This window comes from Bacillota bacterium (genome assembly GCA_030019365.1).
In the GTDB taxonomy this organism is placed as follows: Bacteria; Bacillota; Sulfobacillia; order JACIYH01; family JACIYH01; genus JACIYH01.
Map to the genome: position 1 here is coordinate 39,181 of JASEFA010000012.1, position 20,281 is coordinate 59,461.

At 68.7% G+C, this 20,281-nt stretch carries 18 protein-coding genes and 3 pseudogenes; 14 read left to right on the top strand and 7 right to left on the bottom strand.

Annotated elements, in window-relative coordinates; all coding sequences use genetic code 11:
- Positions 1 to 7 precede the first annotated feature (7 nt).
- From QME70_12790 to QME70_12815, 6 genes are all read left to right on the top strand, one after another.
- Positions 8 to 736 carry an ATP-binding protein gene (locus tag QME70_12790; protein MDI6895444.1) on the top strand — a complete coding sequence of 243 codons (729 nt, stop codon included), beginning with the start codon at positions 8 to 10 and terminating at the stop codon, positions 734 to 736.
- A gap of 5 nt (positions 737 to 741) precedes the next feature.
- Positions 742 to 1,782: a glycosyltransferase gene (locus QME70_12795; protein MDI6895445.1), complete on the top strand. Its 1,041-nt coding sequence runs from the start codon at positions 742 to 744 to the stop codon at positions 1,780 to 1,782.
- Between the two features lie 31 nt (positions 1,783 to 1,813).
- Entirely contained in the window at positions 1,814 to 3,961 is a 2,148-nt protein-coding gene (locus QME70_12800; protein MDI6895446.1) for a putative glycoside hydrolase, read from the top strand.
- Between the two features lie 18 nt (positions 3,962 to 3,979).
- A complete protein-coding gene (locus tag QME70_12805; protein MDI6895447.1) occupies positions 3,980 to 5,020 on the top strand; it encodes a hypothetical protein in 1,041 nt (346 codons plus the stop codon).
- Between the two features lie 105 nt (positions 5,021 to 5,125).
- On the top strand, positions 5,126 to 6,019 hold the full coding sequence (locus QME70_12810; GenBank protein MDI6895448.1) for a class A beta-lactamase-related serine hydrolase: 894 nt from the start codon (positions 5,126 to 5,128) through the stop codon (positions 6,017 to 6,019).
- 128 nt (positions 6,020 to 6,147) lie between these two features.
- The gene (locus QME70_12815) at positions 6,148 to 6,570 is read left to right on the top strand and encodes a PaaI family thioesterase (protein ID MDI6895449.1); all 423 of its coding nucleotides are present in this window, start codon (positions 6,148 to 6,150) and stop codon (positions 6,568 to 6,570) included.
- Here QME70_12815 and pheA read toward each other — a convergent pair.
- Positions 6,531 to 7,448, bottom strand: a complete 918-nt coding sequence (gene pheA, locus QME70_12820; GenBank protein ID MDI6895450.1) for a prephenate dehydratase — start codon at positions 7,446 to 7,448, stop codon at positions 6,531 to 6,533. The two genes, QME70_12815 and pheA, sit on opposite strands and share 40 nt — an antisense overlap.
- Before the next feature lie 193 nt (positions 7,449 to 7,641).
- Here pheA and QME70_12825 point away from each other — a divergent pair, with 193 nt between their 5' ends.
- From QME70_12825 to QME70_12835, 3 genes and pseudogenes are all read left to right on the top strand, one after another.
- The gene (locus tag QME70_12825) at positions 7,642 to 9,162 is read left to right on the top strand and encodes an aminotransferase class I/II-fold pyridoxal phosphate-dependent enzyme (GenBank protein MDI6895451.1); all 1,521 of its coding nucleotides are present in this window, start codon (positions 7,642 to 7,644) and stop codon (positions 9,160 to 9,162) included.
- A gap of 483 nt (positions 9,163 to 9,645) precedes the next feature.
- Positions 9,646 to 10,155, top strand: a pseudogene (locus QME70_12830) (N-acetylmuramoyl-L-alanine amidase).
- Between the two features lie 72 nt (positions 10,156 to 10,227).
- On the top strand, positions 10,228 to 10,854 hold the full coding sequence (locus tag QME70_12835; GenBank protein ID MDI6895452.1) for a coenzyme F420-0:L-glutamate ligase: 627 nt from the start codon (positions 10,228 to 10,230) through the stop codon (positions 10,852 to 10,854).
- 130 nt (positions 10,855 to 10,984) lie between these two features.
- On the opposite strand, the pseudogene QME70_12840 reads toward QME70_12835, so the two are convergent.
- Both QME70_12840 and QME70_12845 read right to left on the bottom strand, forming a co-directional pair.
- Positions 10,985 to 11,086 (bottom strand): annotated as a pseudogene (locus QME70_12840) (hypothetical protein).
- A 14-nt stretch (positions 11,087 to 11,100) separates the two neighbouring features.
- Positions 11,101 to 11,229, bottom strand: a pseudogene (locus QME70_12845) (type II toxin-antitoxin system RelE/ParE family toxin).
- A gap of 242 nt (positions 11,230 to 11,471) precedes the next feature.
- Between QME70_12845 and QME70_12850 the strand changes: the two are divergent.
- The 3 genes from QME70_12850 to QME70_12860 all read left to right on the top strand — a co-directional run bounded on the left by QME70_12850 (position 11,472) and on the right by QME70_12860 (position 13,967).
- Positions 11,472 to 11,912 carry a NapC/NirT family cytochrome c gene (locus QME70_12850; protein MDI6895453.1) on the top strand — a complete coding sequence of 147 codons (441 nt, stop codon included), beginning with the start codon at positions 11,472 to 11,474 and terminating at the stop codon, positions 11,910 to 11,912.
- 82 nt (positions 11,913 to 11,994) lie between these two features.
- Positions 11,995 to 12,675 carry an NAD(P)/FAD-dependent oxidoreductase gene (locus tag QME70_12855; protein MDI6895454.1) on the top strand — a complete coding sequence of 227 codons (681 nt, stop codon included), beginning with the start codon at positions 11,995 to 11,997 and terminating at the stop codon, positions 12,673 to 12,675.
- On the top strand, positions 12,672 to 13,967 hold the full coding sequence (locus QME70_12860; protein ID MDI6895455.1) for an ammonia-forming cytochrome c nitrite reductase subunit c552: 1,296 nt from the start codon (positions 12,672 to 12,674) through the stop codon (positions 13,965 to 13,967). The genes QME70_12855 and QME70_12860 overlap by 4 nt, the downstream gene beginning before the upstream one ends.
- Positions 13,968 to 14,256: 289 nt before the next feature.
- Here the strand turns inward: QME70_12860 and QME70_12865 are convergent, their stop codons facing one another.
- The 4 genes from QME70_12865 to QME70_12880 all read right to left on the bottom strand — a co-directional run bounded on the left by QME70_12865 (position 14,257) and on the right by QME70_12880 (position 18,437).
- The gene (locus tag QME70_12865; GenBank protein MDI6895456.1) at positions 14,257 to 15,180 is read right to left on the bottom strand and encodes a UbiA family prenyltransferase; all 924 of its coding nucleotides are present in this window, start codon (positions 15,178 to 15,180) and stop codon (positions 14,257 to 14,259) included.
- Positions 15,170 to 16,717, bottom strand: coding sequence for a hypothetical protein (locus QME70_12870; protein MDI6895457.1), 1,548 nt, complete (start codon positions 16,715 to 16,717; stop codon positions 15,170 to 15,172). Before QME70_12870 ends, QME70_12865 begins: the two co-directional genes overlap by 11 nt.
- Before the next feature lie 272 nt (positions 16,718 to 16,989).
- Positions 16,990 to 17,715: a Crp/Fnr family transcriptional regulator gene (locus QME70_12875; GenBank protein ID MDI6895458.1), complete on the bottom strand. Its 726-nt coding sequence runs from the start codon at positions 17,713 to 17,715 to the stop codon at positions 16,990 to 16,992.
- 92 nt (positions 17,716 to 17,807) lie between these two features.
- A complete protein-coding gene (locus QME70_12880; GenBank protein ID MDI6895459.1) occupies positions 17,808 to 18,437 on the bottom strand; it encodes a hypothetical protein in 630 nt (209 codons plus the stop codon).
- A 441-nt stretch (positions 18,438 to 18,878) separates the two neighbouring features.
- Between QME70_12880 and QME70_12885 the strand changes: the two genes are divergently transcribed.
- Positions 18,879 to 19,697, top strand: coding sequence for a MarR family transcriptional regulator (locus QME70_12885; protein ID MDI6895460.1), 819 nt, complete (start codon positions 18,879 to 18,881; stop codon positions 19,695 to 19,697).
- Positions 19,694 to 20,116 (top strand): Rrf2 family transcriptional regulator, encoded by a 423-nt coding sequence (locus QME70_12890; GenBank protein ID MDI6895461.1) that lies wholly within the window; start codon positions 19,694 to 19,696, stop codon positions 20,114 to 20,116. Before QME70_12885 ends, QME70_12890 begins: the two co-directional genes overlap by 4 nt.
- The last annotated feature ends 165 nt before the right edge of the window (positions 20,117 to 20,281 follow it).

The following is a 20,281-nucleotide window of genomic DNA, read 5'->3' on the forward strand; positions in this document are numbered from 1 at the left end:
TCACACCATGAGTGTAGATCCCAGGATCTCTGCTCTGGCGACCGTGGGAGAGCTTGCGGCCACTGTGGTGCATGAGATAAAGGGTCCCCTCGCCGTGGCGGACGGGTACATACAGCTCCTGCACAACCGAATTCCGGACGAACGGGACCGGGAAATCTGCCAGAGGGTAAGGAACCAGCTGGAGCACATCGACCATCTGGTGCAGGGGCTCCTCTTTCTGGCCCGGCCCCAGCGCCCGCACCTGAAGAAATGCCGGCCTGACGAAATCATCAAGAACGCCATCAGCCTGATCCAGGCCACGGCTGTGGCCCGCGGCGTGGAGATTCGCATGACCGGGCCGGCCCGGGTGCCCGAGATATGTGCCGACCCGGGCCAGATCACCCACCTCATCCTGAACCTGCTCCTCAACGCCCTGGAAGCCATGCCTTCCGGGGGCATCGTCTGGGTGCGGCTCCGTCATCTGGAATCATCGGGCAGCCTCGTCATCACCGTGGCCGACAAGGGCCCGGGTATTCCCGAAGAGATCAAAGGCAGGCTGTTCCAACCCTTTGTGACCACCAAGGAAAGGGGAAGCGGGCTGGGACTGGCCATATGCCGCAACATAGTCACCCAGCACGGGGGAGACATCCGCATTCGCAGCACCGCCAAGGGCACCACCGTGCGGGTGACTCTGCCCCTGCTGGCCCCCGGGGCAGCCATCCCCGAACGCCCGGTCGCCCCGGTCGCCGGCGCCTGAAGGAAGTGCCCGCGCACCCGGGTGTCTCGGTCATCATACCGGTGGCGGCCCGGGACTCTCCGCCGGCAGGTGCAGATCCGCCCGCCGTCCGCAGCGCGGCGGGACAGCAATACCCGGGATCCCTGGAGACGGTGGTGGTGGCCTCCATCCCCCCGGAGCAGCAGCCCGCGGAAGGGCAGCCGCCGACAGCGCAGGCGGCGGAAGATCTGCCCGGGGCCACCGATAAGGTGCGCAGACTCCATGCCGGGGTGGGAAAGGCCCGCTACCCCGTCCTGGCCTTCTGGGATGCCGACGTCCGGGCTCCGGCGGGACTGCTGGCCCGGCTGGTCCGCGCCCTCGACCGGCCGGGGGTGGGACTGGCCTACGCGCTACCCTGCTGGACGGGTGCGCAGACGCTCCCCGGCCTGCTCCTGCAGGCCTGGGCCAACGCCCAGGTGGGCACGTTCCTGCTCCCCATCGCCAGTTATGGACGGCGACAGCCCGTCACCGGGGCGCTGGTCCTGGTCCACCGCCACGTCCTCCAGGAAGTGGGGGGAATGGCGGCTCTGGCCGGGTACCTGGCAGACGACGCCCGGCTGGGGGAACTGGTGCAGGCATCAGGTTACCGGGCGGTGCCCTGCGGCTGGGTGAGGGTGGGATGCGGCCGGCGGGCGTGGGGGGAGGCCCTCTCCACCTTCCTGCGCTGGCTTCTCACCCTGCGCCATCACACCCCCCGCGCGTATGCCCTGTCGTACCTCACCCACCCCGTAGCGGCGGCCCTGGTCTGGGGCCTGGCGATGCATCTCCAGGGCGCACCGCTCCTGCCGGCCTGGGCCCCCGTCCTGGCCGTCGCGCTCGTCCGGGTGCTGGCTGCCTCCCTGCCACCCCGGCTGGCGGGTGCCTCCGATCCCTGGGTGGCGGTGCTGGCACCCGTGGCCGACCTGGTGGCGGCGGTGCTCTGGCCCGCGCCGCTTCTCGTCCGCCGGGTGACCTGGGCGGGCACCACCTACCGCATCCTGGGGGGTGGCCGGGTCACGAAACGAAACGCCTCCCGAAAACGTCAGTAATGGCGGAACTCACCCGAAGGGAGCCCTCGCTTTGGTCACACCCAGACACCGCGCACCGTACGTCAGCCTGCTCCTCCTCGCAGTCGTCCTCGTCGCCCTCTCCGCCACCCAGGCGTGGCTCCTCCCTCCTCCCGGCGGGCCCTCCCTCCCCGGTCCCGCCGCCACCCCCAACGGGTCCGCTCCTCCGTCTGGCGGGCCCGGCCCCGGCACCCCCGGCCCGGGGGAGCAACCCGGCCCCGGTTCGCCCGGCTATGCTTTCCCGGCGCAGCAAGGCCCGCCCGCACCGGTGCGCGCCCGGGGGATATACCTGACCTCCTACGTGGCGGGGATGCCTCAACGCCTTCAGCAGCTGGTGGACCACGTCCAGGGGACGGGGCTCAACGCCATGGTGATCGACCTCAAGGACAACTCCGGTACCGTTCCCTATCCCCTGCCCCTCCCCCTGCTCGGGGAAATCGGAGCGGTACGACCCCGCATGGCCGATCTGCCCGCCCTGGTGCGGGACCTGAAGTCGCGGGGTATCTACCTCATCGCCCGCATCGTGGTGTTCCAGGACCCGGTACTGGCCAAAGCCCGTCCCGAGTGGGCCATCCGCGACCACCAGGGCAAGCCGTGGCGGGATCACAGCGGCATGTACTGGACGAACCCTTACTCGCGCGAGGTCTGGAGGTACAACGTGGACCTGGCCGAGCAGGCGGTGAAGCTGGGGTTCGACGAAGTCCAGTTCGACTACGTGCGCTTCCCCGACAACCCCCAGCGCGTGGCCAGGACCGCCGTGCTGGACAACCCGGAGGGCCTCAGCCAAATCCAGGCCATCCTGAAGTTCCTGCGGCTGGCGCAGGAGAAGCTGGCCGGCCGCGCCTTCCTTTCCGCCGACGTGTTCGGACTCACCACCACCACCGCCGACGACATGGGCATTGGCCAGGATTTCTCCGCCATCTGCCAGGTGGTGGACTACATCTCCCCCATGGTCTACCCCTCCCACTATTTCAATCCCGGCATATACGGCCTGCCCGTACCCGAGGCCAACCCCTACCAGGTGGTGAAGCGGGCCCTGGAGGACGCCAAGGCCAAGGCGCGCGGCAGCCGGGCCATCATCCGCCCCTGGCTGCAGGACTTCAGCCTGGGCATCCATTACGGGCGCGCGGAAGTGGAGGCGCAGATCCGCGCCGCCCACGAAGAGGGCATCGACCAGTGGCTGCTCTGGAACCCCGCCAACGTTTACACCGCCGGGGTGGACTATCGGGCCGGCCTGCCCGAACCCGCCCCCGCCAACGAGCTGGGCAGGGTGCTCATCCTGGAGTACCACAACATCGGGGCCGAGGAAGGCCGGTGGACCCGCACCCCCGCCAACTTCCGGGCCGACCTGGAACGCCTCTACCGGGAAGGATACCGCCTGATCAGCCTCACCGACTACCTGCGGGGCAGGATCGACATCCCCGCCGGCTTTTCGCCCGCGGTCCTCACCTTCGACGATTCCTCGCGCGGCCAGTTCCGCTTGCTCGATCCCGGCCAGGAACCGCCTCCACCCCCTCACCGCGAGGGGCCCCCTCCCCACCCCCTCAAGGTCGGCGATCGCTACATCGACCCCAGCTGTGCCGTGGGAGTGCTCCTTGACTTCTGCGCCCAACACCCCGACTTCGGCCGGGCCGCCACGTTCTACGTACTCTTCCCCACTCCCTTCGGACAGCCCGACTGCTGGAAGGATAAGCTCGCCTTCCTCCAGGAGATGGGCATGGAGATCGGCAACCATACTCTCAGTCACGCCAGCCTGAAGAAGATGGGTCCGGAGGAGATCCAGCGCGAGCTGGCCCTCCCCCAGGCCCGGGTGCGCCAGGTCCTGCCCGGTTACGAGATGACGTCCCTGGCCCTGCCCTTCGGGGAGGCTCCCGCGGAACGCCACCTTCTCCTGGCCGGCGAGTACGAGGGCACCGCCTACCAGCACCTGGGAGTGATGCTGGTGGGCGCCGAGCCCGCGCCCGCTCCGGCTTCCCGCTCCTTCCGCCCCGAAGCCGTACCCCGGGTGCAGGCATTCGGCGAGGATCTGGACAAATGGTTCTCCTTCCTGGCAAAGCACCACCAGGACAGGTACGTCTCCGACGGCGACCCTGCCACCCTCTCCTTCCCGCCCGCCCTGGCCGACCGCCTCAATCCCGGCTGGGGACAACAGGTAAGATGATGCCAGGAAGGGAATCATATGGTACCGGAGGGGATGACCGGCATGGCCCGTCGCTGGTTGCTCGTCATCCTGGGACTGCTGGGCACGGCCCTGGCCGTAACCTACGTTCTGTGGCCCCAGCCCCCTCTCCACCCCACCGGTTACACCTACCTGGTGCGGGGCGGGTTTGCCGGGTTTGACCTGGCCCTTGACGTGGACGCCGCCGGTAGCTGGACGTACCGGGACGGCAAGGATCCCTCGCGCCAGGCATCGGGCCGGCTTACCCCCGAACAGGCCACCACCCTTACCCGGCTGGCCCAGGAGGTGGACTGGCCCCACCTCCCGGAGCGGTTCGCCAGCCAGCCTCAGCCCGCCGACGAGCTCTTCCGCACCGTGGAGGTGCGCGCCCCCGACCGCCGCTATCGGGTGACCGTGGGCAGCGTGTCCCCCATCCCGGAGCCCCTGACCAACCTGCTCAACTTCCTGGAGGGCGTGCGCCGGGACGCCGAGGCCACCCTGCCCCCGCGGTTCAGCCTGGTGGCGGAAGGGCCAACCCTCTATCTGACCGGGGGTACCGGCCAGAAGATCAAACTGCTGGAACTGGCCCAGTTGCCGGCCACCTTCCGGCCCCAGGGGAGCCAGGCCGATTTCGGGGTGGGGAAGGACGGCTTCGGCCCCTGTGCCCTTTCGCCCGGGGGTAACCGGGTGGCGTGGACGACGGCGGGCCTCCATCCCCTGATCGGCTACCTCAACCTGCGGGATCGCCGCCCCGTTGCTCTCGACCTGTACTTCGAAGGCGGCATCGGAGCGCTCTCATGGGCCCCCGGGGACGGCTACCTGGTGGTGCAGGTGCTCTCACCCGCCGGGGGCACGACCCTGTCGGCGTATGCCATACCCCGGGGCACGCGTATCCCTTTCCCTGCCATGAACCAGTTCCCTCCTTCCGCCTGCCGGATATCCATCACGGGCTGGAAAGACAATCACACCCTCCTGTTCCGGGTGGAGGGCCTTCCCGGCACACCTCCCCTTGAGGCCAGGGAACGGTGGTGGGACCTCAAGGACGGCAAAATTGGTCCTTAGTTGTGTTGCAACTTTGCCTGTGATACAATTGTGTCGACCCATCGGCATATGCGGCCCGGCTTCCCGCCGGGCCATTGTGTGCGTGCCGAACGCGAGAGAATCGAGGTGAGCATCATAATGAAAAGACGCATCCTGTTCAGCCTGATGCTGATCATGCTGCCGGTTGCCCTGGTTATCACCACCGCCGGCGCACCCCTGGCGGCGCCGGGCGGGACGATGCCCAAATGGCAACCCGCATACGAGCCCCTGCGGGAACAGATCCAGGGCTACCTGGCCGGCGATCCCGCCACCTACGCCGTCTACTTCCTGGACCTGCAGTCGGGGCGGGACTTCGGCATCAACGCCGACCTGCCCATCCCCCAGGCCAGCACGGTGAAGGTGCCCATCGTGCTCTACGTCAATCACCTGGTGGCGCAGGGTAGAGCAAGCTGGGCCGACCGGGTGGCCTACCAGCCCGCCACGGACTACCGCACGGGCGCCGGCGCCCTGCAGTTCTTCGCCGGGGACGGCCAGACGTACTCCCTGCGGGTGCTCTCCAACCTGGCCATCACCCTCTCGGATAACGTGGCCAAGGCCATGCTGGTGCGGCACCTGGGAGCAGACAACATCCGGCAGTTCGCGGCCTCCCTGGGGGCTTCGCACCCCAACCTGGACGGCGGTGAACCCACCACCGCCCGGGACATGGCCATCTACCTGCAGGCCGTGCTGCGGCTGGCCCGCGAGAACCCTGAACTGGGCTGGAGGATGATCGACGACCTCTCCCACACCATCTGGCACGTGGGTCTGCCCGGACAGCTACCGCCCGGGCTGCAGGTAGCCCACAAGGAAGGGGACATCACCGGGGTGTCGAACGACGTGGGCATCGTGTTCTCGTCCCACCCCTACATCCTCTGCATCCTCTCGCAGGGTCAGCAGGATATCGAGGCCGGGTTCAGAAAGATATCCGAGATCTCCCGGCTGGTGTATGACTACCAGGAGCAGGTATACCGCGGTCGCTGAGACGTCACCCCGCCGGCATCCAGACCGGCCGCCTGCACCCCTCGGCGCCCGCCCCCGTCCTTCACCGGACGCCCACATCCCTCACCGGCGGCCTGCACCTCGCCGCCCACCCGGAGGTGGACCCGACCGTGCACCCTGACGAACTCCGCGAACGCATCAACGACTCCCCCTTCTATCGCCTGATGGGCATCCGCCTGGTGGAGATTGCCCCCGGCCGTTCCCGCCTGGAGGTGGACGTGGATAACACCCACCTCAACGTATACGGCACCGCCCACGGCGGCCTGTGCGCCGCCCTGGTGGACTGTGCCGTGGGCACGGCCCTCATCGGCGACCTGGCCCAGGTGAGCAGGCCTTCCCCGACGATCGAGATGAAGGTGAACTACCTGGCGCCCGTAAGTGAAGGCAGGCTGGTGGCCGAGGGCCGCCTGGTGCACCGGGGGCGTACCCTGGCGGTAGGGATGGCCGAAGTGAGGAATGGCGAGGGAACCCTGGTGGCCGTGGGCACCGCCACCTACCTGTCGGGGGGAAAGGAACCCAGCACCTTCAGGTAGGTGGTGAGTTGCCCGAGGTCGGCCAGCGTCTCCGCGAGGGCCGGGTCATCGACGTGGCCCTCGCAATCTACATAAAAGATGTATTCCCAGGGACGGGCCCGGGAGGGCCGCGACTCCAGGCGGGTGAGGTTGAGGCCCCGCCGGGCGAACGCCCCCAGGGAGGTATAGAGCGCCCCTGGCCGGTGGGCGGTCCCCATGATGAGGGTAGTCTTGGCCGGCCCGGCAAACCGGAGTGGCTCTCTCCCGATGACGAAGAACCTGGTCTGGTTGTCCGGCCGGTCCTCTATCCCCTCGGCCAGCACCTCCAGCCCGTAGATCTCCGCCGCGTGCCCGCTGGCGATCGCCCCCGCCCCGCGCAGGCCCCCTTCGCGGATGAGGCGGGCGCTTCCCGCCGTGTCGGCGGCCGCCACTGCTTCCAGGGCGTGGCGCCGAATGAAGTCACTGCACTGGGCCAGGGCCTGGGGGTGGGAGTAGACCCGGCGGATCTCCTGCAGGCGCTGGCCGGGCAGGGCCAGCAGGCAGTGGCGGACGGGCAGGATCACTTCCCCCCGTACATACAGCGGAAAGCTACGCAGAAAGTCGCTGGTCTCGTTGATGGACCCGGCATAGGAGTTCTCCACCGGGACCACCCCCAGTTCGGCCCGGCCATCCTGGACGGTCCGGAACACCTCTTCGACCGTGATACAGGGCACCAGCCTGGGCTCGACCCCGGCGCCCCGGTCCTCCGCTCGCTCGCGCCCCGCGCCCCCGTCCTCGGCGGGCGCCTTCACGGCATCGCGGCCCTGGCCGTGCTCCGTCGCTGCACCCCACCTCTGCCAGTACCGCCATATAGCCTCTTCGCTGAACGCCCCCGGCTCGCCCTGGAAAGCAACCCGCACCAGATCTCAGACCTCCTCTTGCTTTTCCCCAGCATAGCGGCCCGCCTCCCGCGGTGTCAACCGTGCCCACAGTTGCTGCGCGTGACCACCACGGGCACGGTCCCACCTCGCGCGGGGGACGCCGCGGGCGCAGGGGACGGATCGCCCCCATATACTGGCCGGAGAGGAGGCCGGGGAGAAGGAGGCTGCAGGGATGGAGACCATGACCCTTACTGCCACCCCGCTGGTGGACGCCCTGACTGAGTATGCCCGCCAGGGGGTGATCAGGTTCCATATGCCCGGGCACCGGGGAGGCCGGGCCTGCCCGGATCTGCTGCGCGACTGGCTGGGAGAGGCCATGCGCGTGGATGCCACCGGGGTGCTGGGCCTGGACGACCTGCACCAGCCGGGCGGGGTGCTGCAGATGGCCCAGGAGCTGGCCGCCCGCTGTTTCGGAGCCGATCACACCTTCTTCCTGGTGAACGGGACCTCCGCGGGGGTCCACGCCATGGTGCTGGCCACCTGCGGCCCCGGGGAGAAGATCGTAGTGGCCCGCAATCTGCACAAGTCCGCCCTGGCGGGGCTGATCCTGTCCGGGGCCCACCCGGTGTACGTGCAGCCGGAGCTCGACGCGGAGTTCGGCATCGGCATGGGGGTGGAGGCGGCCACCATCGCCGCCGCGCTGGAGGCCCACCCCGGGGTGCGGGCCGTGCTGGTGGTGAACCCCACCTACTACGGGGTCACGGCCGACCTGCAGGCCATCGCCGCCGTGACCCACCGCCACGACATCCCCCTGCTGGTCGATGAGGCCCACGGGCCCCACTTCCGCTTTCACCCCGCTCTCCCCACCCCCGCCCTGGAAGCCGGTGCCGATGCCGCCGCCCAGGGTGTCCACAAGATCCTGTCGGGGCTGACCCAGGCCTCCCTCCTTCACCTGCGCGGACCCCGGGTGGACGCCACCCACATGGGAGACGTCCTCCGGGTGCTGCAGAGTACCAGTGCCTCCTACCTGCTCATGGCTTCCCTGGATGCCGCCCGCGCCCAGATGGTCCGGGAGGGGAGGCACCTGTGGGACCGTGCCCTGGAACTGGCCGGGCTCCTGCGGGAGGGGGTGGCGGCCATCCCCGGCCTCAGGACCTTCGGGCGCGAGCGCGCGGGCACCCCGGGCTTTTGCGACCTGGACCCGACCAAGGTCACCGTGCGGGTGACCGGCACGGGGCTAACCGGTCCGGAAGCGGAGCACCTCCTGCGCTACCGTCACGGCATCCAGGCGGAGATGTCCGATCTGTTCAACCTGCTCTTCATCGTGGGATACGGTAACACCAGGGAGGAGGTCCTCCACCTCCTCGACGCCCTGGCCGCCCTGGCCCGCCAGGGGGGCAGACACGGCTCAAGCGGGTTCCCGCCCGAGGGCACGCGCCAGCCGGACGACCGTGTGAGGGGGCAGCTATCGGCCGCACCCCTTGCCGCCGTACCGCCCCTGCCCCCCATACCTCCGCTCCAGGCATTGCCGCGGGAGGCTTTCTTCCGCCCCTCCCGGAGCGTGCCTCTGGAAAGATCGCGCGGCTGCATCTCGGCGGAGACGGTCACCTGCTACCCGCCCGGCATACCGGTGCTGGGCCCGGGCGAGGTGGTGACCCCCGAGGTGCTGGACTACCTGCTCGCCATCCGCAGCGCGGGACTGCGTATCTCGGGCCCGGCCGACGCCGATCTCCGCCACCTGCGGGTGCTCTAGCAGCTGCGGACGCCACCGGCCTCCCCTGCCCGCAGCCGCTGTGGCTCCCTCAGGCCCGGACGTGTGTCATGCCTGCCCGACGCCAGGCAGCATATAGATTAGCCGGGGGAGCAAATGGACGCCCTGTTGACCAACGTCTGGACCACGGTCAGGTCCAGCCCCAGCGGGCAGGCCTTGGTTTCCGCCGTGGTGCTGGAAGCCACCCGGCCTCCCGCCCGCTGGCGGGTGGAAGCACAGCGGCAGGGGCCAGCACCGGGATCACTGGAAGCTGATCTCATCGTGGAAGGGCTGAATCCGAACTTCCCGCCCGTGCGCATCGCCGCCCTGGACGGTCTGGTGCAGGAGGTGGCGGTAGCGCCGAAGGATGGCGCTCTCGCAGCCACCATCCGCCTGGAGCATCCCGTCCCGCCCACTCTGGCGCTGGAAGGCGACGGGCCTTATCGGCTGGTATGCTGGTTCGACCGTTCCCTCTTCCGGCACATCATGGCCGGGGTGACCGTCCTGGTTGACCCCGGCCACGGCGGCAAAGACACGGGCGGCCGGGGCCCCATCAACCTGCTGGAGAAGGACGTCACCCTGAAGCTTGCGCGCCACCTCGTCAGCGAATTACGGGCCTGGGGAGCGGTGCCCCTCGTCACCCGGCACGACGACCGGGATGTCCCGACCGGCGTCCGCTTTCTGGCTGCCCGCCAGGGTCAGGCCAGCATGGTGGTCAGCCTCCACACCGATCACCTGCGGGATCCCGAGGTGCGCGGCATACGCAGCCTGCCCTGGTCCTCGCACCCGGGCAGCCGCGACCTGGCCCTACACATCCACCGCTGCCTGCTGGAACGTACCGGCTTCCCCGACCGCGGCGTGCGTCAGACCGCGCCCCCCGACCGTAGGGTAGTGGTGCCAGCCGTGACCCTCGAAGTGGTCTGCATCAGCAACCTCCTTGACGAAGCCTGGCTGCGCAGTACCACCTTCCTGGCCCGTACGGCCCAGGCCATCACCCGGGGCATCAAGGACTACCTCTCCACGGCCGCCCCCCCGTCCCATGTCCCGCAGCCGGCCGCCCTTGCGGCAATCCCCGTGCGGACTCACCTCCTCACCGAGCACGACGACATGGTGGAGGTGGTGGCCCGGTACACGAAGGGGGTCGCCGAACCCGGCGATGTCATCTGCGTGGCCGAGTCGCCCCTGGCGGTGACGCAGGGTCGGGCCATCCCCTCCTCGCAGGTGAAGGCCGGGCTGGTTGCCCGCGTACTGAGCAAGTTCCCCGACCCGGACGGCAGCCTGGGGACTCCGCAGGCCATGCAGCTGGCCATTTCCGAGGTGGGGCTGGGCCGTATCCTCCTGGGGGGCGTGGCCGCTGCGGTGGGCCGGGCGGCGGGGCGCCGGGGCGACTTCTTCCGGGTGGCGGGGCAACCCCTCGCCCTCATCGATGACATCGCCGGCACCATGCCGCCGTACGACCGCCACGTGGTGCTGGGTCCCCGTCATCCCCAGAAGGTGGCCGAATCCATCAAACGGGCCACCGGCGTGGACGCCCTTGTCGCCGACGTCAACGACATCCGCTGCGTGGACATCCTCGCCTCCACCACAGGTTACTCTGTAGACGCCCTGGTGGAAGCCCTGCGCGACAACCCATTCGGCAATGACGATCAGTGCACGCCCATCGTGGTGCTCAAGCCCCTCCGCCGCGACCGCTGAAACCGTTGGCGCTCAAGGCTTCTCGCAGTCGCCCGCTGGAACGTCCTGGCAGCGGAGGCCGTTTTGCTAACCGTTTGCCAGCGCGGCAGCTTCCGACCGCCTGCGACGACCAGACCAATGACCCGCGCCGTGGCATGGCGCATTGCATGTCCATCACCAGGGCGTCCACCGCCCCGGTGGCCAGCGCCAGCTCGACCCCCAGGATGTTAGTTACGGGCGGGATACCATAGCGGTAGGTATATCCCATCACAGGCCCCGGTACACTTCCTTCCGGCGCCTTACCCGGTACACGATGACCCGAAACGCCGCGTCATCGACCTCATACACCACCCTGTAGTCTCCGACGCGCACACGCCAGGCGTTTCTGATCCGGCTATCTTTCTCGCCCCGGGCACCCTGGGATTATGGGCCAGACTCCGGACGCAGGTCCCATGGCATCACCCCCTCCCGGGATGCCCCGGGGCGTGGTTCCACCCATCCCATTCGGGCCGCCAGGAGCAGGATTCGCCCCCTCCCCGAAGGCCTCTCCCTGATGACCAGCTACGCCCGAGCAGGATTTACCACCACCCTGGGGCGAACCAACTAGATAAGACGTGGTCGCCATGCGGAGGGCTACCATGCGGAGGGCTACCATGTGCGGGTACGTCCCTACCATGGCTGCCGGGCTCGCGGCTCTCGGCATACTGACCTTAGGGCTCCTGAACCTACCCGTGGTGAGCCGCACCCTGGACAGTCCGTCATTTTGTGCTTCCTGCCACGCCATGTCACCCCAGGTGGAATCCCACCTCCGCTCCTCCCACCGGGACGTCCCCTGCGGCCACTGCCACCTTCCCCGCAGCACGCTCAGGTACCCGATCGCCAAGGCCTACTCCGGAAGCAAAGACGTACTGGTCTTCCTGTCGGGTGCCACGCCGCCCGCCATCCGCCTCGCCCCCGGAGGCAGGCGCGTCGTCCAGCAGAACTGCCTGGGCTGCCACGGCGCCATGGTACCCAACGCGGCGGCCAGAGGAGGACCTTACTGCCTGGACTGCCACCGGCGGGTTCCCCACGGTCCCTGACCACCTCCTACCGCTGGCTCAGGGCACTCCGGTCTTTCCGACAGCCTCAACCACAAAAGCGCGCCGAGAGGAGGAAAGAACCGTGGAGGTGCCGCGCGAAGCCATATTGCAGAGGGACGGCAAGACGTACGCCTTCATCGCCAGGCTGCCGACCGCAGGCCTGCTCACTCCCCAGATCCTGCGGCGTCTGGCCGATGTGGCCGAGAAGTACGCCATCCCCGCCATCAAGCTCAGTTCCGCCCAGCGCGTGGTGCTGGCGGGGGTCAAACCCGAGGACATCCCCGCCATCCAGCAGGACCTGGGGACGGGACTGGCACCGGCGCTGGGACCCTGCGTGCACTACGTCAAGGCCTGCCCCGGCACCACTCTCTGCCGCCTCGGACAGCAGGATTCCCTGGCCCTGGCCGCCCGGCTGGACGAGATGTTCATCGGTAAGCTCGACCTTCCCCACAAATTCAAGTTCGGTATCTCGGGTTGCCCCATGAACTGCTCGGAGTCCTACACCCTGGACTTCGGCGCATTCGGCAAAGCCAGGGGCTGGACGGTGGTGGTGGGCGGCAAGGGCGGAGCGCGTCCCCGCCTGGGCCAGGTGCTGACCGAAAACACGAGCAGCGACGAGGTGGTCGACCTGGCCGGGCGGGTAATCGCCGCCTACCGGGCCCTGGGATCCGGCCGCGAGCGCCTGGCGCGTACCATCGAGAGGGTGGGCTTCGAGAGATTCCGTGCCACGGTGCTCGAACCCGGGGAGGCGGGTAGCTCATGACTCCGGCCAGGCTGAGGTCCATCACCCTCCTCCTGCTGGCCGGGCTGGTGCTGGTGGCGGTCGCCCTGGCGGGCTGGTCCCTGTGGACCATGCGCAACCTGGAATCGCGCGCCGTGGCCATCAGTGCCCAGATCGCCCCCGACGAGACGGACCCGACTGCCTTCGGCAGGTACTATCCGCTCGAGTACGACAGTTACCGCGAGAACTCCCAGATGTCGCGTGGCCCCAGTAAGTACGGGGGATCGGAGCCGTACGACCGGCTGGCCGAGTACCCCTACATGAAGACTCTCTGGAAGGGTTACTCCTTCGAAAAGGGATACAACGAGGACCGGGGCCACGTCTACTCACTGGAAGACGTGAATTCCACCCCCCGCAGCCCTACCCAGGCGGTGTGCCTGACCTGTAAGAGTGCGGACGTCCCCGGCCTGATAAGGAAGTACGACGAGAAGTATTACAGCATGCCCTTCGCTCATCTGTCCGCCGAGGCCACCCACCCCATCGGCTGCAGTGACTGCCATGACCCCCGCACCATGGAATTGCGCATCACCCGCCCCGCCTTCCGGGAAGCCATGGCGCGCCGTGGGGTGGACGTGGACCGGGCCACCCGCCGGGAAATGCGCACCTACGTGTGCGCCCAGTGCCACGTGGAGTACTACTTCCAGCCCGGCACCAGCAAACTGACCTTCCCGTGGGACAAGGGCTTCGACCCCGAAGAGGAATACGCCTGCTACCAGGACCTGGGATTCCACGACTGGGTCCACCCCGGTGCGGGCACGCCGCTTCTCAAGGCCCAGCACCCTGACTTCGAAGTCTTCCAGGGCAGCGTCCACCAGGCGGCAGGGCTGGCCTGTGCCGACTGCCACATGCCCTACCGGCGGGAAGGGAACGTGAAGGCCACTTCTCACTGGTGGACCAGTCCCCTGCGCCACCTGGATGGGACCTGCACCGTATGCCACACCGAGGACGCAGAACTCCTCAAGCAGCGGGTGTTTTACACCCAGGACCGCGTCAAGGACCTCCTGGACCGCGCCGGCCGGGCCCTGGTGGCCGCCATCGACGCCATGGAGCGGGCCACCGCGCTGCCTGACGCTGACGCAGAGGCCATCCGGAAGGCGAGAGACCTGCACCGCGAGGCCCAGTGGTACTGGGACTGGTGCTCGGCTGAGAACTCCACCGGGTTCCACAATCCCCAAAAGATCATGGCCACCCTGGGCAAGGCCATCGACCTGGCCCACCAGGCCCGCGCGGCCGCCCTTGCTGCCGTCCACGCCGAGGCTTCCCGGGGCCGCTGAGGGAGTCCTGGGGGCAGCCGGCACGCCCAACAGCACCCCGCACGCGGACGGGCTACGCACCCACTGCATCCGACTTCGGTCCCCGCCGGCACTGCGGCGTCTGTGCCAGGATGATCCCGCGCACCGCGGCGCCTGCGCCCCGATCACCACCCGAATCGAGGCGCCTGCGCCCCGATCACCCCCCGAATCGAGGCGCCTCCGCCCCGGTCACCCCCCGGATCGAGGCACCTACGCCCCGATCTGGGCGGCGGGGTCATTACAGGCAGGGCGCAGGGGGCGACCTGGGGGGTTAGATGACGGGGCGTAGGGAGACAAGGAGGAAGAGGGCGGCCAGATACGGGCTGCTCAGCTTGAACAGGAGCCAGGCCCGCTCAGCGGTGGGCCTGAGCATCACCAGCGCGCTCACCACCAGCACGGGAGCCTGCAACAGGGCCAGGGCCACGGTGGCCCCGGGGCCGAGGTGCACCACGCGGGGCAGGGCTGACGCCAGCGCGCACAGGGCCAGGGCGGACCATCCCACGCACCGCGCCGCCTGCTCCACCCCGATGACCGCGGGGAGCATGGGGACCCCCGCGCGGCGGTAGTCGTCCACGTAGCGGATGGTCAGGCTCCACACGTGGATGGGGGTCCAGGCCACCACCAGCGCGGCCAGCAAAAGTGACGAAGCGCTGACCGCCAGGCCGCTCACCGCCGACGCCACCACCATCACCGGTGCCCCGCCTCCCGGCGATCCCAGGATCACATTCCAGGGAGTCCTGGGCTTGGACCACCCGTTGTAGATGAGGGCCACGTCCACCACCCCGAAGAGCAGCCAGAAGGTGCTCCAGGGATGCCCGGTGAGTAGGGTGAGCCCGACCGCGACTGCAACCAGAGTCATGCCGAGCCCCAGGCTCTCCTCCGGTGCCAGGCGGCCCGACGGCACCGGGCGGTGCCTGGTACGGCTCATGATGGCGTCCATGCGCCGGTCCACGTAGCCGGTGATGGCGTTGATCCCCATGCTGCCGGCCAGCACCGCCAGGGTTCCCAGCAAGAGACGCCAGGAAGCGCCGGCCCGCGCGGCGGCGGGGACTTCACCGAAGAGGACGTAGATCCCTGCTGCCAGCCCTACGAAGGTGAGCAGCACCACCGAGCGCAGCTTGGTGGCCTCCACCATGGCCACCGCCCGGTGCGTCCACCTCACCCGCCCGGCGAGCACGGCAGTCTCACCGTTCATCTGCTTCACCTCCCGCCCGTACGGTCCGGTCTGCTGGTGCGGGGCTGCTCCCGGCTTGTGTGAGGGTACCTGCTGCGGGCGCGGGGGCACTCCCCGCTTGTGCGGGGGCACCTGCTCCCGGTGCCAGGGCAGCGGCCGCTTGCGGGGCACGGCCAGCCTGACTCAAGTGTAGATACCATTCGCCCCGGGGTCGGAACAGGTCCACCAGCCGCCATCCCAGGAAGACGGCCAGCACGATGAGGAAAGTGCCCAGGCCCACGTCGATGAACCACCAGGTCCAGGTCATATCCACGCCCGGAGGTCCGAACATGTAAACCACGGCGAAGGCGAAGGCTAAGTCGGCACCCAGCAGCACACCCCAGCCCAGGGTCCGCCGGATCCACCCCCGCTGCCCCAGATAGTCGGCCACCAGGAAAAGCACGATGGTGGCGCACAGGGTGGCGAGTACGTGCCAGTGACCGCTCAGGAACCGCCGCTCGTACTCGGCGGGGATCACCCGGAAGTACTCATCGAGGTTGAAGGCCACGTACATGCCCGGGAAGGTCACCACGAAGTTGACGTAGATCTGCTGGAACAGCATCCCGAAGCGTAAGGGGTCTCCCACCGCCGCGGCCAACCGTCGCCCCGGCGGCGCTCCCCGCGCGACCTCCGTCCACGCGTATATGACCAGCAGCAACGCCGCCGGCAATACCAGGGACGCGCCCACGTAGATGGCAGTGTGGGCCCCCTCCCACACCGTCACCGACCAGCAGGCCAGGGCCATGATGCTGCTGCCCACGATGGCGATGGGCATGGCCACCGCGTGCAGTACGCCCTTGAAGTCCACGTAGCGCCCCACCACCAGCATGATGGCCACGGCGATGAGCGCCAGCATGATGTGCAGGTGCCCGATGATGGCAAGCTGTGCCACGGTGTGGTGGGGTGCGCGGATGGCGTCCTCGGCCAGGAAAGCCTCGAATCCGTTACCGAAGTACGCTGCGGCCCCGGCGCCCAGCGCGGCCGAACCCAGGGTGAGGACCGCCACGGTGAAGAAGGCCACCCGCTCCAGGGAAATGCGGCCCCAGTGGGCGTAAGCGGGATCGGTGTTGGGATGGCGGGCCGGCCACAGCCCGTGGGCCAGCACCACGCCGGCATAGAACACCAGGGTGAGGCCGGCCACGAAGAGGCCGTGCAGGATCCAGCTCCTGTACAGGTAGGCGAACGCCAGCCCACAGAGGCTGCTCACCATGTACCCGGTCGTGATGGTGGTCCGCACGGTGCGCACGTGCCAGGGGCTGGTGGGCACCAGTTCGAGTATGAAATACGTGATGGCCGCCGCAAAGGGCATGGCCAGGGCGTGATACAGCATGATCTTACGCCCCACCGCCTCCGCCTCCACCAGGCGGAGGGGCAGGGCGGCGGCGATGCCCAGGTCACGGAGCGGCCCGGAGAGAGTCGACAGCACGGCCACCAGCAGCGCATCCCAGGCGGTGGCCATCAGTACCAGTCCCCGCGTGGTCCCGAAGAGGTAGCGAAGCCGCTTGCTCAGTCCCGCCAAGGAGATCGCCCCCGCTACATACGACATCTGATGTTACCCTAAACGACGGGACCGTGCCGACTCATTGACTATGGTCAATTTGCACGCCGGCCAGCCCGGCCGGGTCGACTATGCTGAGTTCCATGTGGTTGTGCCTCCCCCGGCCGATCTCTGCGGGCCAATCCCCGGCGGCTGACCCCTGCAGGCTGACGCCTGCGGGCCGATCCGTGCGGGCTGATCCCTGCGGGCCCATCCGTGCGGGCTGGCCGGTCGGCACCTCCCCTCGCTGCGCCTCAGTTGAGGCCGGCGAGACGCCGCAACGCAGGCAGGTCTCTGATCGTAATGGCCTGACCGCGTGTCTCCACCACCCCGGTGGCCTTGAGGGAAGTGAGGGCGCGCACCGCCGTCTCCTTGGTAACGCCCAGGATATCCGCCATGCGCTGACGGTGCAGCCGTATCACCACCCCTCCCCCGCCCCCGTCACCACCGTCACCGCCCGGTTCCCCCTCGGCGAGGCGCACCAGCAAACGTGCCAGTCGCTGCCGGCAGTTGGTGGTGGCCAGTTCCCGCAGGCGCACGTAAGACTCGTCCAGCAGGTCGGCCATCACGTCCAGCAGAGCCCGCGCCAGGTCCGGACAGCGGGCCAGCAACTCGTCGTGAATCCCCGCGGGAAAATGACATACTTCACAATCACTGACGGCCAGCACGCTGTAGCAACTGGACCGCCGTGCCCCGTTGAACTGGCAGCCCCCGATCACCTCACCGGGATGGGCGTAGCGGACGGTGTGCTCCCGCCCCTCCTCGTCCGACAGGAAAACGCGCGCCGTACCCTCGCGGAGGACGTACAGGCCGTCCACCGGCTCCCCTTCCCGCAGGATGAACTCACCCGCACGGAAGTGGCGCAGCAGCGAGCAACTGGCCAGCGGTTCCACCTGGCCATCCCTGAGCACGAAGTGAAACGGGCGGCCCGGCAGGGCAGCCGGGCAATTGCTGCAGCGGGCCGGTCCCCTGCTGCGCACCAGCGCATCCCCCCTGTGTGCTCCCTTCGACACAAAGGGGGATGTGTCCTGGCGCGCCACTCCCCGACGCGCCCGCGGCCGCCCCTTGTGGGTTACGCTTGCCCTGCCGACCTGCTCCTCGTGAATCCCAGGGCGAAGCTGAGGGTCATGAGGAATAGGACGGGAGCGAGTATGGCGAAGATGAAGCTAGCCGGGAGAATCGGTCTGCCCGCCTTGAGGAAGGCCAGGGCAATCCCCCCGATCCCGATCAGCGTGCCGCCCACGGTGACCAGGGCGAACGGCGGCCTCGCCCGACCCCGCCGGATGGCTGCCAGGGGCAGGAAGAAGATGGTGAGGCCGGCCGCGGAATGCACGATGGCGAGCACGGCGGTCCCCAGGCCAGCAGGTCCCACGAAGCGGGTGGCGGCAATGCCCAGCAGCCCAACCACGGCGAAGGTCAGGTACGTGACCCGGTAGCTGGGGAAGTGCTGGGCCACCAGACCCGTGGCCAGGGCCAGGGGGATCAGGGCCGCCACGATCACCACCAGGGGGCTGGCCAGGACACCGTAGCCAAAGGCGATGAGCAGCAGCCCGGCCACCAGGAGAACACCAAATGACAGCGTGTAGTAAACGTTGTGGCTGGCCTCGCCCCCCGCCCGGCGGTGCTCTCCGGCGAAGAACCACACCAGGTAGGCAGCCACCAGGCCGGTGGCAAGCAGAACCACCCTGTCGAACCCGCCCATAGGAAAACCCTCCTTCCCGAATGGGGGTGGCACTCGCCCCCACCCTCAGCTTAGGGAGAACACCCTCCCCCGGCATTGACGAACGTCAACGGCGCCACCACCCGCCCTCGCGCCGGGGCTGGAAGGTGGGGGTGGAATCCGCACCCGGGCGGCGGGGACGCGAGGATCCCAGGGGGGTCCGCCGTACCCACCGGGGTCTATACACCCACGATCGCCGCCGGACCAGGGTGTATACACCCCAATCGCCACCCGGATCGCGGTCCCTGCACCCCGATCACCGCACGCACCCGGGTCTATGCACCGCGATCACCACCCCAATTGGGGTGCCTGCACCGCGATCGGGTTTGCTGAAGGGGGGTATTGACAGGACCGATTAACAGGGTTATATTTTAACCAGGTTCATGGCTCTGGAACGCCGTCGAGGAAGGAGGCCGGGATCGGATGCCAGGGACCCCATCCCCCGACGCCACCACCGTGCAGACCAGGCTGACGGAACTCTTCTCCCGCGTGCTGCCCCATGCCGGCGATGGGAACGCCCGGATCTCGGCCAGCCAGCTCGCCTGTCTTCACTACCTAGGCACTCACCCCGGAAGCACGGTCACGGACGTGGCGGGAGGGCTCCGCATCAGCAATCCCGCTGCCACCAAACTGGTGGACCGCCTGGAAGCCCACGGCCTGGTGGTGCGCCTACCCCGTACGGGCGACCGCCGCCAGGTACGCCCGGCCCTCACCCCGCGCGGGCGGGAAACCCTCGTCGAAGCCACCCGCAAGCGTGACCTGGCCCTGCGCCGCGTCCTCGAACGCATGGACCCCGAGGCCAGGCGGGCACTGGAGGCAGGGCTCCGCGGCTTCCTTGAGGCGGCCCTTCAGGAGCCGGCTGACCTGGAGCGGGTGTGCCTGCAGTGCGGGACCGAGCACGTCCCCTGGTGCCCGCTGAACGAACTCCACGCACAGCTCACCGGCCGCACCCTGCCGGCAGAGGCATCGTCCGCGGACTCGCCCAGCAAACAGGGCGAGCTGAAGAGGCCGAGGAAGGGCGACCCGACGAGGCCGGCGGGAGATCATCGGACGAGGCCGGAGGAGGCTCACCCGACGAGGCCGGCGGGGTCGATGAGGCCCGAGGAGGGCCGCCCGAAGAGGCGAGGGGAGGGCGACCCCACGACGCCGAGCGAGGGCCAGCAGAAGAGGCCGGGGGAGGGCCGCCCGATGAGGCCGGGGGAGGGCCGCCCGATGAGGCCGGAGGAGGAGGCGAGGACATGAGGCTGAGCAGGCAGTCTGACTATGCCATCCGGCTGGTCCTCGACCTCGCCCGGCAGCCCGACCACAGCGGAGACATCAAAGGGGTGGCCGCCCGTCAGGGTGCGCCGGCGCCCTACCTGGCCAAGATCACCCAGGCCCTGGCCCGGGCCGGCCTGGTCGTGGCTACCCGCGGGGCCCGAGGAGGAATCCGGCTCGCCCGCCCTCCCGCCCGTATCACCCTGCACGATGTCGTGGAGGCAGTGGAGGGCCCCATCGTCTACAACCGGTGCCTGCTGTGGCCCGGCGAATGCGACCCCTCCCGGCCCTGCCCCCTGCACCCCGTGCTCGGGGGACTGGCGCGGGCGGTATCGGACTACCTCAAATCGATCGACTTCGCCCATCTGGCCTCCCTCCACCGGGGGTCGCAGGAAGGACGGTGAGGAGGATGGGTTAGTCTTTCAGCTAAAAGAGGACAAAGACGTCCAGAAAGTACGGAAGGAGGAACCCTCAAATGGAAGTTCGGTCTCTCTGCTGTGGCTGCGCGTCCTGCCGGACACCACCTTCATCGTGCTGGGAGTGGTCCCCCTGCTGTACGTAGCCCTGCG

Bases quoted from the DNA above. Each gene is read 5' to 3' on its own strand.
- QME70_12790 (MDI6895444.1), top strand. From the start codon at position 8: ATGAGTGTAGATCCCAGGATCTCTGCTCTGGCGACCGTGGGAGAGCTT.
- QME70_12805 (MDI6895447.1), top strand. From the start codon at position 3,980: ATGGTACCGGAGGGGATGACCGGCATGGCCCGTCGCTGGTTGCTCGTC.
- QME70_12825 (MDI6895451.1), top strand. From the start codon at position 7,642: ATGGAGACCATGACCCTTACTGCCACCCCGCTGGTGGACGCCCTGACT.
- QME70_12850 (MDI6895453.1), top strand. From the start codon at position 11,472: ATGCGGAGGGCTACCATGTGCGGGTACGTCCCTACCATGGCTGCCGGG.
- QME70_12860 (MDI6895455.1), top strand. From the start codon at position 12,672: ATGACTCCGGCCAGGCTGAGGTCCATCACCCTCCTCCTGCTGGCCGGG.
- QME70_12865 (MDI6895456.1), bottom strand. From the start codon at position 15,180: ATGAACGGTGAGACTGCCGTGCTCGCCGGGCGGGTGAGGTGGACGCAC.
- QME70_12880 (MDI6895459.1), bottom strand. From the start codon at position 18,437: ATGGGCGGGTTCGACAGGGTGGTTCTGCTTGCCACCGGCCTGGTGGCT.
- QME70_12885 (MDI6895460.1), top strand. From the start codon at position 18,879: ATGCCAGGGACCCCATCCCCCGACGCCACCACCGTGCAGACCAGGCTG.
- QME70_12890 (MDI6895461.1), top strand. From the start codon at position 19,694: ATGAGGCTGAGCAGGCAGTCTGACTATGCCATCCGGCTGGTCCTCGAC.